The following is a 16,886-nucleotide window of genomic DNA, read 5'->3' as shown; positions in this document are numbered from 1 at the left end:
CATATTTGATAGCTAGAGATTCTCCGTTCTTCGGGGAATCTTTAACTTGATGATTTTTGGAGGAATTATGAAAAAATATGTTGGAATGCGAATTCTGCGTTCGCTGGTATCGATTTTATTAGTAACGACATTAACTTACGGCATTATATACGCTTTAGTACCGAGACACCTCATTTTTAGACAAGATCCTAATTATAATAAAATGGTGACAACAGCTGACAAGCGAATTAATTATGAAAATCAAATTTATAGTAAGACAGGATATATTGAGTACAAAGATAGTAAAGATTTAAGTAAGATTGCTTCTACAATAGATAGTAAAGTCACCGTTGATAATACCAAAAAGAATAAAAAAATTTATCAAGATTGTGTCGATAAACTTGGAAAAGGATGGAAACTTTACCAGTTTCCAGAAAGTAAAAAATTTTATGCAGTACGCGAAATTCCACTCTACGAAAGAGTGCTGAAATTTTACTCTAATTTGATTGTGATTGATCATCCTTGGAAGATTAAGGATTCATCTAATCCAAATTTAAAACGCTATGTTCGGTTTGAAAATGATCCTGCAATAGGTCCAGCTTTGGTTGGTTCAGGAACGGAGCATAAGTACTTGATTTACTTTAATGGTGCCTTTCCATTTGTTCATCAACATATTGTGACGATGAATCTTGGTATTTCTTATCCAACTTATGCTAATGTGCCGATTTTACAAGTAATTAATCAAGGTCAAGGGAAAGCAAAATTAAAAGAAGTTAAATTCCCAACGGGTAAAACTAAAATGAGTTCGATAGATATCTATACACGAACTTACAAATCACCTAAAGAAGCTGATGCAATGGCAGTCAATAATTTTGGAAAGGGTGATGCTTATACTGCGACAAGAAGTATTTACTCAGATCCTTCAATGGTGTCCAATTCAGTTCGAATTGGTGTAATCGGTGTACTTATTTCATACTTGTTAGGGTTACCGATTGGACTTTTAATGGCTAGATTTAAGAATGGTTTTTTTGATCGTTTTTCAACAGGCATTGTTACGTTTTTGCTAGCTGTTCCTAGTATTGCTATTATTTATGCGATTCGTTTTATTGGTTCAGCGATTGGGTTACCAGATGCTTTCCCAACTCTAGGAGCTCACGATTGGCGATCTTATGTATTGCCAGCATTTATTTTAGGATTTTTGAGTATTCCAGGGATTGTCGTTTGGTTTAGACGTTATGTTGTTGATTTACAAAATAGTGATTTTGTGAAATTCGCTAGATCGAAAGGATTATCTGAAAACGAAATTTCTAAGAAACACTTATTTAAGCAAGCTATGGTTCCGATTGTTAATGGGATACCAGAGGCTATTTTAGGGACAATTGTAGGAGCTACTTTGACTGAAACGATTTTTGCTTTTCCTGGTATGGGGAAAATGTTGATTGATTCAATCAAGGCCACTAATAACTCGATGGTTGTAGGTTTAGTTTTCTTATTTACCAGCTTATCAATTATTTCTCTCTTGCTAGGTGACCTTTTAATGGTTATATTGGACCCTCGAATTAAGTTATCATCAAAAGGAGGTAAAAAATAGTGGAAAAAATTGATAAGAAACAATTTGAATTTGTTAGTTTAGATAGTTCAGCTTCAGAAATTATCGATGCTCCAACTTATTCTTATTGGAAATCTGTTTTTAAACAATTTTTCTCTAAAAAATCTACTTTCTTTATGTTAGCAATATTGATTGCAATCATTTTTATGAGTTTTGTCTATCCATTCTTTGTTCATTGTAATTTTAATGATGTCAGTAATATTAATGACTTTTCGAAACGTTATGTTTGGCCGAATAGTCAGTATTGGTTTGGTACGGATAAAGATGGTAGATCTTTATTTGATTGTGTATGGTACGGTGCTAGAAATTCTATTTTAATTTCTGTTTTAGCAACAGTTATTAATATGATTTTAGGGGTTGTTATTGGTGGCATATGGGGTGTCTCAAAGACAGTTGATACCATTATGATTGAGGTATATAACGTTGTCTCTAATATTCCTCAGTTGTTAATTATTATGGTCTTAACCTATTCTTTGGGTGCAGGTTTTTGGAATATGATACTTGCATTCTGTATTACAGGATGGATTGGAATTGCTTATTCGATTCGTGTCCAAATCTTACGTTATCGTGATTTAGAATACAATCTTGCTAGTCAAATTTTAGGAACATCAAAATTTAGAATTGTTGTTAAGAATTTATTGCCACAACTGATTTCTGTAATTGTGACTATGGTATCTCAGTTATTACCATCCTACATTTCATATGAAGCTTTTCTTTCTTATTTTGGTATTGGGCTTCCAATTTCAGTTCCAAGTCTAGGGCGTTTAATTTCAAATTATTCCTCTAATTTAACGACTAATGCTTACTTATTTTGGATTCCTCTGACGGTTTTGGTATTGGTATCTTTGCCGTTATATATCATTGGTCAAAATCTTGCTGATGCAAGTGATCCAAGGACACATAGATAGGAGAGAATATGGTTAGTGAAAATGTAATAATTAGCGTGAATAACTTAGTTGTAAAATTTAAGGTGCGTAATCGTCTTTTGACAGCTATCCGAAATATTTCGCTGGATCTTTATAAAGGAGAAGTTCTTGCAATTGTTGGGGAGTCTGGAAGTGGGAAATCTGTTCTAACCAAAACTTTTACAGGGATGCTAGAAAGTAATGGTTTTATTTCAAATGGTTCTATTTTATATCGTGGACAAGAGTTAACTGATTTAAAATCAAATAAAGATTGGGAGTCGATTCGTGGAAGTAAGATTGCTACTATTTTTCAAGATCCGATGACATCTCTTGACCCTATTAAAACGATTGGCAGTCAGATTGTTGATGTTATCGTTAAACACCAACATCTTTCAAAATCAGAAGCTAAAGCAATGGCTCTAAACTATATGAAAGAAGTTGGAATTTCTGATGTAGAACGCAGATTTGATGAATATCCTTTTCAATATTCAGGTGGTATGCGACAACGTATTGTTATCGCTATTGCGCTTGCTTGTAAGCCGGATGTATTGATTTGTGATGAACCAACGACAGCACTTGATGTTACCATCCAAGCACAAATCCTTGCGCTATTAAAACGATTGCAAAAAGAATATCAATTTACAACTATTTTTATCACGCACGACTTAGGTGTTGTAGCTAGTATCGCTGATAAAGTTGCTGTCATGTATGCAGGACAAATTATTGAGTATGCAACAGTTGAAGAACTCTTTTATGATCCAAAGCATCCGTATACATGGAGTTTATTATCTAGTCTTCCTCAATTAGCTGATGAAAAAAGTGGCTTGCTTTTTTCAATTCCTGGTGCCCCTCCCTCTCTTTATGCGTCAATTCAAGGTGATGCATTTGCTCCGCGATCACATTTTGCAATGAAAATTGATTTTACGGAAGAACCACCGATTTTTAATGTATCAAAAACGCATTGGGCTAAAACTTGGTTACTTCATCCAGATGCTCCAAAAGTTGATAAGCCGGAGGTTATCCAAGATTTACATCATAAGATTTCGCAAAAAATGTTGAGTAAGGAGAGAGAAAATGCCTGAAAAATTAGTAGATATTCGAAATTTAGAAATCTCATTTGGGGAGGGAAATAAGAAATTTACTGCTGTAAAAAATGCGAATTTCTTTATCAACAAAGGAGAGACATTTTCACTTGTCGGAGAATCAGGAAGTGGAAAAACAACGATTGCACGAGCAATAGTAGGCCTTAATGAGACAAGTTCTGGAGATATAATTTTTGACGGTAAGAGAATCAATACGAGGTTGAGTAAGGCTGAAAAAGGAAATCTTATTCAAAAAATTCAGATGATATTTCAGGATCCAGCAGCCAGTTTAAATGAGCGAGCAACAGTAGATTATATCATTTCTGAAGGTCTTTATAATTTTAAATTATATAAAGACGAAGAAGAACGTAGACAAAAAGTTAGAGAAATTATTGAAAAGGTAGGTTTGTTACCAGAACATTTAACACGATATCCTCATGAATTTTCAGGGGGACAACGACAACGTATTGGAATTGCAAGAACGCTTGTAATGAATCCAGAATTTATTATCGCTGACGAACCTATTTCGGCTTTGGATGTTTCGGTTAGAGCGCAGGTACTTAATTTGTTGAAAGAGATTCAAAGAGAAAATGGTATGACATACTTGTTTATCGCGCACGATCTGTCAGTTGTACGTTTCATTTCAGATCGTATTGCAGTTATTCATCAAGGGGTGATTGTTGAAATTGCTGAAACTGAGGAGTTATTTCATCATCCTATTCACCCTTACACTAAATCTCTGTTATCTGCAGTTCCTATTCCAGATCCAATCTTAGAGCGCCAAAAAGAATTAGTTGTCTACGATCCGGAACAACATGATTATACAGTTGACAAGCCTCGGATGTTTGAAATAAAACCCAATCATTTTATTTGGGCTAATCAAGAAGAAATCGAAAAGTATCAGCAAGAGTTATTATAAGGGGATTAGCAATATCATTTAAGGAGTTAAGCGAAAGCTTAACTTCCTTTTTAGTTATGTTATTTTTCTAAACTGCCTATATTCTCAAGAGGCTTTCGTTTTTCCATCGCCAGCTTATTTAAAATATGGTATAATATTTTTGATTGTATTTTAGAATGGAGAAGTGTGCCATGCAACATGTATTCATCATCGGAAGTCGAGGTTTGCCTGCAAAGTATGGTGGCTTTGAGACTTTTGTTGAGGAGTTGGTAAAAAATAAGCAGAGCTCAGATATTGTTTATCACGTCGCTTGTTTAAGTGATGATAAACATCATACGCATTTTAAATATGAGGGCGCAGATTGTTTTACCATCAAGGCACCTAAAATTGGTCCAGCACGAGTGATTGCTTATGATATGATGGCAATTACTTATGGACTTCAAATGGTAAAAAGATCTGGTATTGAACACCCTATTTTTTATATTTTGGGTAACACAATTGGGGCATTTATTGCACCTTTTGTTTGGAGAATTCACGCTCTTGGTGGGAAAGTTTATGTCAATCCAGATGGTCTTGAGTGGAAACGCTCAAAATGGTCAAAACCGGTTCAAGCTTATTTAAAATATGCTGAAAAATCGATGGCTAAAACAGTTGATTTGGTTATTTCAGATAATATCGGTATTGAAAATTATATTAAAGAATCTTATCCAGATGCTAAGACACGTTTTATTGCTTATGGAACGGATTTGAAAAAATCAACCCTAACTGCTGATGATTATAAGGTTAGAAAATGTTTTGATAATTGGAAAACTAAGGAAAATGGCTATTATCTAATCGTTGGTCGATTTGTGCCAGAAAACAATTATGAAACAGCAATTCGTGAGTTTATGAAATCAAATACAAGACGTGATTTGATTATTATTTCTAACCACAAAAATAGTGCTTATTTTGACAAGTTAAAACATTTGACAAACTTTGAACGTGATCACAGGGTTAAGTTTGTCGGCACTGTATATGATCGTGACTTACTGAACTATATTCGTGAGAATGCTTTTGCTTATATCCACGGTCATGAAGTTGGTGGAACAAATCCTGGTTTGTTAGAAGCTCTAGGACATACCAAGTTAAATCTTGTACTTGATGTGCCTTTCAATAAGTCAGTTGCAGGAGCAAGTGCTTTTTATTGGAATAAAACATCAGGTAATCTCTCATGTTTGATTAATGACGCCGATGGTCATTATGATTTTACGGAATATGGCAATCGTGCGCGTGCCATTGTTAAACAAAATTACACATGGGAAAAAATCGTTGGAGAGTACGAGGGACTATTTTTAAATGAAGATTAACATTCTCATGTCTACCTACAATGGTGAACAATTTTTGACTGAACAGATTGAAAGCATTCAGAAACAAACAGTCAAAGATTGGACTTTGTATATTCGTGATGATGGCTCTAGTGATACGACACCCGAAATTATTAAGCACTATGCGCAGCTTGATTCACGTATTGTTTTTATTAATGCTGACAATCGTGAAAATTTTGGTGTTATTAAAAACTTTTATACCCTTTTAAAACATAGCAAAGCTGATTACTATTTCTTTTCTGATCAAGATGATATTTGGTTAGAAGATAAATTGGCCGTTACTTTAGCAGAAGCAGAAAAGTATGATAGTCAGAAACCTTTATTAGTTTATACAGATTTGAAAATTGTTGACCGAGATTTAAATATTTTACATGAAAGCATGATTAAAACACAGTCTGATCATGCCAATACTGAGTTGGTCCAAGAACTGACTGAAAACACAGTAACTGGCGGTACAGCAATGATAAATCATGCATTGGCTGAATTATGGACATCGACAGAGGATTTGTTGATGCACGATTGGTATCTTGCTTTGCTTGCTAGCGCTTTAGGTAATCTTGCTTATGTTGATTACCCAACGGAATTGTATCGTCAACATGATGCTAATGTGTTGGGAGCGCGTACATGGACTAAACGCATGAAAAATTGGATTAAGCCTCATAAATTAGTCGAAAAATATTGGTGGTTGATTAATGCTAGTCAAACTCAAGCACGCTTTTTATTAGCTTTAGCATTGACCCCTGAAAAAAGAGACTTGGTTGAAAATTTCACAACGATTATGGACAAGCCACTGATTCAGCGAATTAAAACCTTGAATCAGTATGGCCTACGCAAAAATCGTACCTTCCATACGCTTGTGTTTAGAACATTAATTATTACCAAATTTGGTTATAGGAGAAATAAATGAAGTTCTTTAGTAAAGAAAATAAAATCTTATTAAAAGAAATGGTAAAAACGGACTTTAAACTTCGCTACCAAGGAAGTTTAATTGGGCATTTGTGGTCAATTTTAAAACCATTGATGCTTTTCACAATTATGTATTTGGTGTTTATCCGTTTTTTGAGATTAGATGACGGAACACCTCATTATGCAATTGGTGTGCTTTTAGGTATGGTAACATGGTCATTTTTCCAAGAAGCTACCAATATGGGGATGGTTTCAATTGTAACTCGTGGTGACTTATTACGTAAATTGAATTTTTCTAAGGAAATCATTGTTATCTCTTCAGTAGTTGGTGCAGCTATTAACTATGGTATTAACCTTTTAGTTGTATTTGTTTTTGCACTAGTTAATGGTGTTCACTTAAGTTGGAACTTTTTAGTCATTATTCCATTGTTTATTGAATTAGCCATGATATCAGCGGGAGTTGCTTTTATTCTTGCAGCTTTATTTGTTAAATATCGTGACTTGGGACCGATTTGGGAAGTTGTAATGCAAGCTGGAATGTATGCTACACCTGTTATCTATTCATTGACTTTTATTATTCAAAAAAATCAGTTTACCGTAGCAAAATTAATGATGCTAAACCCACTTGCACAAATCATTCAAGATATGCGTCATTACATTGTTTATTCAGGTAGCATGCGTGGTTGGGAGTTATATAACAATCATATTTGGGGAGTTATTCCTTACATCCTTCCAGTTTTAATTCTTATTGTTGGATATTCAATTTTCCATAAACATGCTAAGAAATTTGCGGAGATTTTATAATGTCAGATAAAGAAATTGCAGTAAAAGTTGATCATGTTAGTAAATATTTTAAACTACCAACTGAAGCAACTCATAGTTTACGTACAGCTCTAGTTAATCGTTTTAAAGGAGTCAAAGGTTATCGTGAGCAACATGTCTTAAAAGATATTTCATTTGATGTTCACAAAGGAGATTTCTTTGGGATTGTTGGTCGTAATGGTTCTGGTAAATCAACACTTTTGAAAATCATTTCACAAATCTATGTTCCAGAAAAAGGAACAGTTACGGTTAATGGTAAAATGGTGTCATTTATTGAGCTTGGAGTTGGTTTTAACCCTGAATTGACAGGACGAGAAAATGTCTACATGAACGGTGCCATGCTTGGGTTCACAACTGAAGAAATCGATGCCATGTATGATGACATCGTTGAGTTTGCTGAGCTAGAAGATTTCATGAATCAAAAGCTAAAAAACTACTCAAGTGGTATGCAAGTCCGTTTAGCGTTTTCAGTTGCTATTAAAGCCCAAGGTGACGTGCTCATTCTTGATGAAGTCCTTGCCGTAGGTGATGAAGCTTTCCAACGTAAGTGTAATGATTATTTCATGGAACGTAAAGAAAGTGGTAAGACAACAATTCTTGTAACCCATGATATGGGAGCAGTTAAGAAGTATTGTAACCGCGCTGTTCTTATTGAAAACGGTTTGGTTAAAGCATATGGTGATCCGTTTGATGTTGCCAACCAATACAGCTACGATAATACAGCTCCTTTGAAGGAAACTCAGAAGGAACAAAATCAAGGTGATAGTGCTGAAAAAGTAAAACCAAAGGTTGAAAATTTCAAGCTAGAATTATTATCTTCTAATCAGATTACTCCAAATGATGATATTAATTTTAAAATTGAGTATGATGTGATGGAAGACGTTGAAACATATATTGGACTATCGTTAACTGATATTGATCGTAATGTATGGATTTATAATGATAACACATTGGATAATAAGACTAAGGAAATTGGACATAAAACAGCTTATTATTCATGTAAATTATCTTCAGTCAACAATTTGAAATTAAAATTGGAAGTGACTGTTAGAGACGTTGATGGAAACATGCTCGCATTTACGGATGCTACAACAAATCCTATTATTGTAATCAACAGAGATGATATTGCATCAGATGATATTTCTGCTTTAGATTCTGCAACAGGTATAATTCAAAGAAATGGAACTTGGAAGTTTAAATGAGTGAGACTTTAGTATCAGTTTTAGTAACTTGTTATAACCACGAAAAATACATTGAACAGTGTTTAAGGAGTATATTTAACCAAACTCATAAGAATATTGAATTAATTGTATTAAATGATGGGTCAACAGATAATTCAGGTCAGGTTATTAAGGAAACTCTTAAAGATTCTCCTTATAACAAAACTCATTATTTCGTTCATGACAATTCAGGAGTGGTAAGAACCAGAAATAAGGGCTTACATTTAATAAATGGTGATTTTTTTCTTTTTGTAGATAGTGATGATTATCTTGAAGAAAATTATGTTTCAGAATTATTGTACAGTCTTGAAAACAATGATGCTGATATAGCATATTGTAACTTAGTAAACCCTGAAAATGGTGCTGTGGTAGTACAAGCTAGAGAGTTTGACTTAAATACATTCTTAGTCGGAAATTATATTTCGTCGACTTCATTAGTTAGAACGTCTGTTTTAGGTGACGTAAAATATGATGATAGTATAAAACAACTTGAGGATTATGATTTCTTTTTAAATCTTGTTTTAGTAAGAAATGCGAAACCTATTGCTAATCATAGTACGTTTTTAAATTATCGAGTCTTTGATGTTTCACGCTCAGCAAGAGGCGACCTTCTAAAATTCTATGAAGCATATATTTATATATTGACTAAGTATCAGACAATTGCCAGCGATGAAATAGAGCGTGCAATTGGTATTCACTTTGATAAAAATATTAATTTAGCTTTTGAAAATCAATATGTAAAAATCTATTATATTGCTGAAGGTGAAAATTTTAGCGAAGATAAGGTTCTTAAATATAAGTTTGAAGAGAATGGATGCGTAGTGTTCAATCTTCCAGAAGCAGTAACTACAGTTAGAGTTGATTTATCTGAGTTACCTAGTTTTTATAAGCGAGTTGCTTTGATTAGTCAGGAATCTGATACAGAAATTTTATCAAGTTACTCAAATGGTGATATCATTGGAAATTATGTTATGTTTAAAGGTTATGATCCTCAATTGATTTATGATGTTTCTACATCCAGTCAAAAAACTTTTAAACTAATTTATGAAATGTTTAATGTAGATGATATTAACCGGGATGATTACATTGCTAAAACTCTTTCTCAAGATTTATTACATTTACAAAAGCAAGTTAAAGAATTAGAATCATATAGAATTAATTACAAACAAGTGAATGATGAAAGAAACTATTATAAACAGGAACTAGAGAAAATGATTGTTGCTTATAATTCAGTTACACATTCACGACGTTGGACAATTCCTACTGCTATTATTAATTTTTTTAGGAGAAAAAAATGAAACGTTTATTATTGTACGTCCATTTTAATAAGTACAATCATATTAGTTCACATGTGTATTACCAATTGACAAAAATGCGCCCACTTTTTTCAAAAGTGGTATTTATTTCAAATAGTTCGATTAATGATAATGATTATCGCAAGTTAGTTGAACATCGATTGATGGATTCTTTTATTCAAAGAGAAAATATTGGTTTTGATTTTGCTGCTTGGCGTGATGGTATGACTGCAGTTGGATTTGAAGAGCTGGCTACTTATGATTCTGTCACAATTATGAATGATACATGTTTCGGTCCGTTGTGGGATATTAAAGATTACTATCTTGAGTATGAGAGTGATGATAGTGTTGATTTCTGGGGGCTAACAAATAACCGTGCTACTCCTAAGTCTCGCTATACTCAAGGTTTTCGCGAGCATATTCAAAGTTATTTTATTACATTTAAAAAATCTGTTATTGTTTCTCCAGAGTTTAAAGATTTTTGGGAAAATGTGAAAAACTATACCAATGTTCAAGAGGTAATTGATAACTACGAAACACAAGTAACGACAAAATTCTTGGATGCAGGATTTAAATATAAAGTCATTTTTAATACTGTAAATGAAGATGCAAGTCACATGTTGCACGCTGATTTTTCCTTTTACCATCCAACGGCAATTTTAAGTCATAAAGTACCGTTTATCAAAGTTAAGGCAATTGATAATAATCAGCATATTGTACCCTATCTTTTGGATGAAATTGATAAAAAAACAGATTACCCAGTGGACTTAATTATTTCGCACATGTCTGAAATCAATTTCCCTGACTTTAAGTATTTGTTGGCTAGAAAGTACGTTAAAGAAGTCCCTGCGGTTTCGTTAACAGATAAAAAAGTTGCAGTGCATCTTCATGTTTTCTATGTTGATTTATTAGAAGATTTTCTGAATGCTTTTGAAAATTTCCATTTTAGTTATGATTTATATATTACAACTGATAGTGAAACTAAACAACAGGAAATTAAATCGATTTTAGATGAAAATGGTAAAAATGCTCGAATTTTTGTAACTGGAAATATTGGACGTGATGTTCTACCAATGTTGAAGTTGAAAGAATATTTATCTGGTTATGATTATATTGGACATTTCCATACTAAAAAATCTAAAGAGGCAGATTTTTGGGCAGGTGAATCTTGGCGAAATGAGCTGATTGATATGCTAATAAAACCTGCTGATAATATTCTTGCTAACTTTGAAAATGATAAATTGGGACTTGTTATTGCTGATATCCCGACTTTTTTTAGATTTAATAAGATTGTTGATGCGTGGAACGAACATTTGATTGCTCCTGAAATGAATGATTTATGGGAAAAAATGGGAATGACCAAAACAATTGATTTCAATGATTTCCATACATTTGTTATGAGTTATGGAACCTTTGTCTGGTTTAAGTATGATGCCTTAAAACCGTTATTTGATTTAGAATTAACTGATGAAGATGTTCCAGCTGAACCATTACCACAAAATTCTATTTTACATGCTATTGAACGATTACTTGTTTATATTGCATGGAATGAACACTATGATTTTAGAATCTCTAAAAATAAAGTTTCAATAACACCATTTGTTGATAACAAATTATATAATGAACGTGGTGATAGTGCTCCTCACACTTATGTTGATTTTACATATATGGGTGGGATAAAAGGTGCTTTTAAATATATCTTTGTTGGGCCAGCTAGAGCTATGAAATATATTGTTAAAAGAACTTTGGAGAAAATGACTCATGATAGAAAAGGTTAAAGCCGTTTTTGAGGAAACTAATTGGACAAAGATCTTACATTATCTACTTTTGTTTACGTTATTCTTTTATCTTAACTTTTCTCTTCTTAACTTTTATTTTTTGAAGGGACAAGGCGATAATTTATCAGATCAATTTCTTATTCTTAAGACTTTTTGCATTACTGCATATGTTTTATCTGTTTTAGGAATAGCTGTTTATTTATCAAGTTATTTTAAAAGAAAATTTTTTATTGAAATAGCAAGTGGTTATGTAATTTATCTTTTTATTTCTTATTTCTTAGTAGTCACTCGAAATTTAAATAATGGAGATTTTAAATGGTGGAATCTAATGAAAAATGACTTTTTACAGTTTTCTTTTTTGCCGACTATTATTTTTATTATTTTGTTATCGGCTACCATTTTTTATTTATCTTCTAAATTTCAAGTTAGAGAACTTTTAGATAGTTTTTTAGATGAATTTGATTCATACCGATTGGTTACTATTGGTTTAATTGCTTCCTTGGCGCTTAATGGCAGCCTTTTTACTGATATGATGGTGGAAAAGGTAACAAAATATATTGATAAAGGGAATTATAGTGGATACCTCTCAAGTGTAACTTGGAGTGTGATGATAACTTTAGTTTTAATTAGCTTATTAATTTATTTTGTTTTAAATTCCTTCAGTGCTATAAAAGAAAATGTTCCAAGTTACTCACTTGTTGTTGTATTGAGTTTTCTTTTAGCGATAGTATTTAACTATTTGTTTCAATATGGAATCAAGAGTGAGGGAGAAATATTAGATCGTTTTATTTTCCCATCAGCGACCTTATTTCAAATAGTTGTTATTGCTTTATTTAATTTGTTACTTTACATGATTGTCAATCGAATTTTACGTACGACGACATTCATTGTAATTTTAGGAATCATAATAACAGTTGCTAATAGCATAAAATTTAGTATGCGTAATGAACCTCTGTTATTTAGTGATTTGAGTTGGGTAAAAGAAATTAGACTTGTAATATCTTATATTAATATTACATTGGTTCTTTATTCGTTAGTAGCTTTATCTGTAACAGTTATCTTTTTCTATTTATTTAGAAATCAATTATTAAGAGGAAAAATTACAAAAAACTGGAAGGCACGTTTAGCTACAGGAGTTGCGATTATTTCTATTTTTAGTTATATATTTGTTGTATTTTTACAGCAAGAAAATGGTGATATCGCTGAAAATATACCTGTTTTATCTAGATTAAATAATTTTGAAAACATTGAGTGGATGGGACAGGGAACAGTTGCTCGCGAGCGTTCTTTGACATTTGTTTGGTTAAAACAAATGACTTCGAAAAAAATGGAGAAACCTGAGGAGTATAGTAAAGAAAAGATTGAAAAAATTGTAAAAAAATATACTCATAAAGCTCAAGATATCAATGCTTCTCGAAAAAATAATATTTCAGATCAAACGGTTATTTATGTTTTAAGTGAAAGTTTTTCTGATCCTAATCGCATTTCAAATGTGAACTTAACAACTGATCCAATTCCTGTAATTCATTCAATCAAAGAGTCAACAACTAGTGGTTTAATGAAATCAGATGGATATGGTGGTGGAACGGCTAATATGGAATTTGAAACATTAACAGGTTTACCAATGTATAATCTTTCAAGTTCAGTTTCTACATTGTATACAGATGTTGTACCACAGATGACCTATTTTCCATCAATTAGCGATTCGTACTCTTCAAAAGATAAATATGCTATTCATTTAGGAGATGCCGCAACTTATTCACGAAAAGAAGTGTACCGTAAACTTGGTTTTGATACATTTATTGCTGAGAGTAATGGAACTGAAAGGGCAAAACCTTTGGAACATTATGGTGTGTATCCGAGTGATGCTTCAACTTATCAAACTGTCCTAGATAATATTGATGAGAGCAAGAATCAATTCTTTTCAGTGATAACATACCAAAACCATGCACCATGGAATCTAGATGAGGATTCTGAAGTTGGTGGGTCAGGTGAAGGTTTTTCGCCTGGTGAAAACTATTATATGAATAATTACGCTAAGTTACTTTATCAGACAGATCAAGCAACTCAGGAATGGTTACAAAAATTAAGTCAGATTAATCAAAAAATAACGGTTGTTTTTTATGGAGACCACTTACCTGGATTCTATCCACAAGAATCATTTATCGATAATCCTGCTGGACAATATCAAACAGATTATTTTATTTGGAGTAATTATTCAACGGATATATTATCATATCCTCTGGTTAATTCAAGTGATTTTCCGGCTGAATTATTAGCTGTAACAAATTCAAAAGTTTCTCCATATTATGCTTTGTTAACTGAAGTTCTTGAGAATGCTAGTGTTGATAAAGAAAAATTAACTACTGAACAAGAAAAAATAGCAAATGATTTAAAACTTGTTGAGTATGATATGGTTTCAGGCAAAGGATACTTGAAGTCATATAAATCTTTTTTTAAGGTGACTAATTAATTATGAAAATGAAAAAATTTATTTTACCACTCTACTATGCTTTTATAAGCTTCTTATTCACGTTAGAGTCTATTATTTATATTAATGATGCCGGAGATCAGACTAGCTTTGCTCATATGGCTCAAAAATATGGCTTTTTTGAATTTGCTATTTATCGCTATAAAACATGGTCAAGTAGATTGTTAATTGAATCAGTTACAATGTTTATGTCAAATCATTATTTACTATTTGATGTAACAGTGCTTATTTCTGTAGCAATTTTTTTCTATTGTTTTAATGGAATTTTTCTAAGAGAAGAGAAGTACAGAAAATTACAATTTGTATCGCCTGTTATTTTTCTACTTTCTTTTCCAAGTCTGTTTTTCACAAGTGCAGGCTTGATTGCAACAGTTACTAACTATCTTTTCCCAATGATTTCCTTTGTTATTGCGTGGTATTGTATCATTCAGGAGAAACATTGGTATACAATATTATCTTTGCCGTTTCTTGTATTTGCTTGTATGCAAGAACAATTTACGGTTTATGCATTCATTCTATTTGTTTTTGCTCTTATTAGTTCATATTTAGAATGCAAAAGAATAAATAAAAATTATTTTATCGCAACTTGTGTATCGCTGTTGGGGCTAGTTTCTGGTTTGCTTTGTCCAGGATCTGCAAATAGATTAACTACTGAAACCAAGATTTGGTATCCTGGTTTTGAAACCATTTCTTTCCCAGTTAAAATTATTAAAGGGTATTTAGAAACAAATCGTGTGTTATTTGTAACATCTGAATTGAATATTGTTTATTTATTGTTAGTTTTAATTATTGTTGTATCAATTATGAAAAAACGATATTTTGCAACTTTTGTTTCAGGAACAGTAATATATACTGTCATTACGCAAAGATTGGGAATGAATAGTTTACTAACTGCAGTTCAAAGAACAATTGATAATCAAAATAAAAGTGAAATTCCAAACTATTTTAGTCTAAAAGAAAATCTCTACCCAATAGTTTTGTATACTTTAATTTTATGTATTGTTGCTGTAGTAGTATTCATGATTTTTAAAGAGTGGAAAGGTGGCTTAACTGCTTTAGTTGTTTTAGCGGCAGGGTATGCTTCACGAATGACTGTTTCGTTGTCTCCAACAATCTATGCTTCAGGTCTTAGAACATATACACCACTCATTTTTTCATTTGTAATTGTGATTTTGTTATTATCGAAAGAAATCTCTGGTATTGTTATAGAAAAAGATTTGGATAGCGATAATATCAAAAATAGCATGTCAATTTGAGGTGCTTTACCCTTTTGTTAAGGAGAAATTTGTTGAAATTTTTAGCATTTTTAGGACAAAAAGCTATTCTTATTTGGGGATTATTGTTGTTTACCCTTTTAGGCGTATCAAGTATATTGGTGAGAACTAATATGCCAATGGATGGGTCAGAGCTATCAAATATACACTTAAATGGTTGGGCTTTTTTTGCTAGTTTAGTTATTTTTGTATGCTTGATATTTTTGTTATTACGTTTGTTGAAGTATATTAATGAAACAACATTATTCATTTTTGGTTCGCTATTTTATATTCTTGTTGGAGTTTATCTAATTTTTCATCAAAATGATGTAATTCGTCATGATGCTTTAGCTGTTTTAGAAGCAGCAAAAGCACTAAATAGTGGAGATATTCAATCTTTAACGGATATATCAGGGTACCTTCACAAATATCCTCATCAACTAGGTTTAGTTAGTTTTGAACGATTGATTTTGACTGTTTTTGGTGAAAGTAATATTAAGGTATTCTTTATTATAAACTTGATACTTTCTATTATTGATAATTTCTTTCTCTGGAGAATAACAAAACGAGTATTCAAAAAGGAAAGTATTTCAAAACTTGTAATAATCCTCTCGTTTGCTTTCTTATCACATCTTTTTAATATTTTATTTGTTTATGGTTTGACCTTTGGTTTGTTTTTTGCAATTGTAGGACTTTTCTTTTTGCAAATCTATTTTGAAAAAAAATCCTGGTCAATGATGCTGTTGAGTATAATCTTTTTAACGTTATCAGATTTTATCAGAAACAATTATATTATATTAATAGTAACTATTTTTATAGTCTTAGTACTTGACTTATTACAACATAAATCATGGAAAAATTTGGCTTTTATAGTTTTACTTGCTTTGTCGATTTATGGAAGTAATAATTTAGTATCTTACCACTATAAAAGTTTAGCCAACAAAACAAATTTGGATGGAGAACCTAAAATAGCATGGGTGGCAATGGGGTTGAATGATACACCACTTTATAATCGTGTTGCTGGATGGTATGATGCATATGTTGAAAATGTGTATAACGAATATAGTGGTAATTCAGAAAAGATTGAAGAGGCTAGTAAGAAACAAATCGCAACTCGAATAGAATACATGGTTGAGCATCCTCAATATACTTTTAATTTCTTTAAAAATAAATTTTTATCAACATGGACAGATAGTTTATTTGAATCTATCTGGTCAGGTCCTGTTATAAAAATGCCAGTTGAGGGACAGAAGATTAGAGGTCGATTAATGTCGAGCATTTATG

General features: G+C 32.1%; 13 protein-coding genes. All 13 read left to right on the top strand.

The features are described 5' to 3' along the window. Window positions 1–67 precede the first annotated feature (67 nt). Complete coding sequence (locus tag SFC32_RS06680; RefSeq protein WP_074602291.1) at window positions 68–1,570, top strand: ABC transporter permease; 1,503 nt, start codon at window positions 68–70, stop codon at window positions 1,568–1,570. Further along, a complete protein-coding gene (oppC, locus tag SFC32_RS06675; RefSeq protein WP_021142592.1) occupies window positions 1,570–2,496 on the top strand; it encodes an oligopeptide ABC transporter permease OppC in 927 nt (308 codons plus the stop codon). Before SFC32_RS06680 ends, oppC begins: the two co-directional genes overlap by 1 nt. A gap of 8 nt (window positions 2,497–2,504) precedes the next feature. Continuing rightward, entirely contained in the window at window positions 2,505–3,575 is a 1,071-nt protein-coding gene (locus tag SFC32_RS06670; protein WP_074602289.1) for an ABC transporter ATP-binding protein, read from the top strand. After that, on the top strand, window positions 3,568–4,494 hold the full coding sequence (locus SFC32_RS06665) for an ATP-binding cassette domain-containing protein (RefSeq protein WP_074602286.1): 927 nt from the start codon (window positions 3,568–3,570) through the stop codon (window positions 4,492–4,494). The genes SFC32_RS06670 and SFC32_RS06665 overlap by 8 nt, the downstream gene beginning before the upstream one ends. Before the next feature lie 170 nt (window positions 4,495–4,664). Beyond that, on the top strand, window positions 4,665–5,819 hold the full coding sequence (gene cps2T, locus SFC32_RS06660) for a beta 1-4 rhamnosyltransferase Cps2T (RefSeq protein WP_074602284.1): 1,155 nt from the start codon (window positions 4,665–4,667) through the stop codon (window positions 5,817–5,819). Then, a complete protein-coding gene (locus SFC32_RS06655) occupies window positions 5,809–6,744 on the top strand; it encodes a glycosyltransferase family 2 protein (protein WP_411050144.1) in 936 nt (311 codons plus the stop codon). Before cps2T ends, SFC32_RS06655 begins: the two co-directional genes overlap by 11 nt. Then, window positions 6,741–7,547, top strand: a complete 807-nt coding sequence (locus SFC32_RS06650; protein ID WP_074560549.1) for an ABC transporter permease — start codon at window positions 6,741–6,743, stop codon at window positions 7,545–7,547. The genes SFC32_RS06655 and SFC32_RS06650 overlap by 4 nt, the downstream gene beginning before the upstream one ends. Further along, entirely contained in the window at window positions 7,547–8,767 is a 1,221-nt protein-coding gene (locus SFC32_RS06645) for an ABC transporter ATP-binding protein (RefSeq protein WP_133018403.1), read from the top strand. The genes SFC32_RS06650 and SFC32_RS06645 overlap by 1 nt, the downstream gene beginning before the upstream one ends. After that, a complete protein-coding gene (locus SFC32_RS06640; RefSeq protein ID WP_411050271.1) occupies window positions 8,764–10,083 on the top strand; it encodes a glycosyltransferase family 2 protein in 1,320 nt (439 codons plus the stop codon). The genes SFC32_RS06645 and SFC32_RS06640 overlap by 4 nt, the downstream gene beginning before the upstream one ends. Then, window positions 10,080–11,858 carry a rhamnan synthesis F family protein gene (locus tag SFC32_RS06635; protein WP_411216640.1) on the top strand — a complete coding sequence of 593 codons (1,779 nt, stop codon included), beginning with the start codon at window positions 10,080–10,082 and terminating at the stop codon, window positions 11,856–11,858. The genes SFC32_RS06640 and SFC32_RS06635 overlap by 4 nt, the downstream gene beginning before the upstream one ends. After that, window positions 11,842–14,331: an LTA synthase family protein gene (locus SFC32_RS06630; protein ID WP_411216639.1), complete on the top strand. Its 2,490-nt coding sequence runs from the start codon at window positions 11,842–11,844 to the stop codon at window positions 14,329–14,331. The genes SFC32_RS06635 and SFC32_RS06630 overlap by 17 nt, the downstream gene beginning before the upstream one ends. 8 nt (window positions 14,332–14,339) lie before the next feature. Next, window positions 14,340–15,605, top strand: a complete 1,266-nt coding sequence (locus SFC32_RS06625; RefSeq protein ID WP_411216642.1) for a hypothetical protein — start codon at window positions 14,340–14,342, stop codon at window positions 15,603–15,605. 32 nt (window positions 15,606–15,637) lie between these two features. Beyond that, a partial coding sequence (locus tag SFC32_RS06620; protein ID WP_411216638.1) for a hypothetical protein occupies window positions 15,638–16,886 on the top strand: 1,249 nt, incomplete at its 3' end.

This window comes from Streptococcus sp. TATVAM-FAB8, assembly GCF_046592795.1.
Lineage (GTDB): Bacteria > Bacillota > Bacilli > Lactobacillales > Streptococcaceae > Streptococcus > Streptococcus ruminicola.
Note: the sequence above shows the minus strand (reverse complement) of the source record. Positions and strands in the feature narration are given on the sequence as shown.

Excerpts from the sequence above, each read along its gene's own strand:
- SFC32_RS06680 (WP_074602291.1), top strand. The coding sequence starts at position 68 with ATGAAAAAATATGTTGGAATGCGAATTCTGCGTTCGCTGGTATCGATT.
- SFC32_RS06670 (WP_074602289.1), top strand. The coding sequence starts at position 2,505 with ATGGTTAGTGAAAATGTAATAATTAGCGTGAATAACTTAGTTGTAAAA.
- SFC32_RS06665 (WP_074602286.1), top strand. The coding sequence starts at position 3,568 with ATGCCTGAAAAATTAGTAGATATTCGAAATTTAGAAATCTCATTTGGG.
- cps2T (WP_074602284.1), top strand. The coding sequence starts at position 4,665 with ATGCAACATGTATTCATCATCGGAAGTCGAGGTTTGCCTGCAAAGTAT.
- SFC32_RS06655 (WP_411050144.1), top strand. The coding sequence starts at position 5,809 with ATGAAGATTAACATTCTCATGTCTACCTACAATGGTGAACAATTTTTG.
- SFC32_RS06650 (WP_074560549.1), top strand. The coding sequence starts at position 6,741 with ATGAAGTTCTTTAGTAAAGAAAATAAAATCTTATTAAAAGAAATGGTA.
- SFC32_RS06645 (WP_133018403.1), top strand. The coding sequence starts at position 7,547 with ATGTCAGATAAAGAAATTGCAGTAAAAGTTGATCATGTTAGTAAATAT.
- SFC32_RS06640 (WP_411050271.1), top strand. The coding sequence starts at position 8,764 with ATGAGTGAGACTTTAGTATCAGTTTTAGTAACTTGTTATAACCACGAA.
- SFC32_RS06635 (WP_411216640.1), top strand. The coding sequence starts at position 10,080 with ATGAAACGTTTATTATTGTACGTCCATTTTAATAAGTACAATCATATT.
- SFC32_RS06630 (WP_411216639.1), top strand. The coding sequence starts at position 11,842 with ATGATAGAAAAGGTTAAAGCCGTTTTTGAGGAAACTAATTGGACAAAG.
- SFC32_RS06625 (WP_411216642.1), top strand. The coding sequence starts at position 14,340 with ATGAAAAAATTTATTTTACCACTCTACTATGCTTTTATAAGCTTCTTA.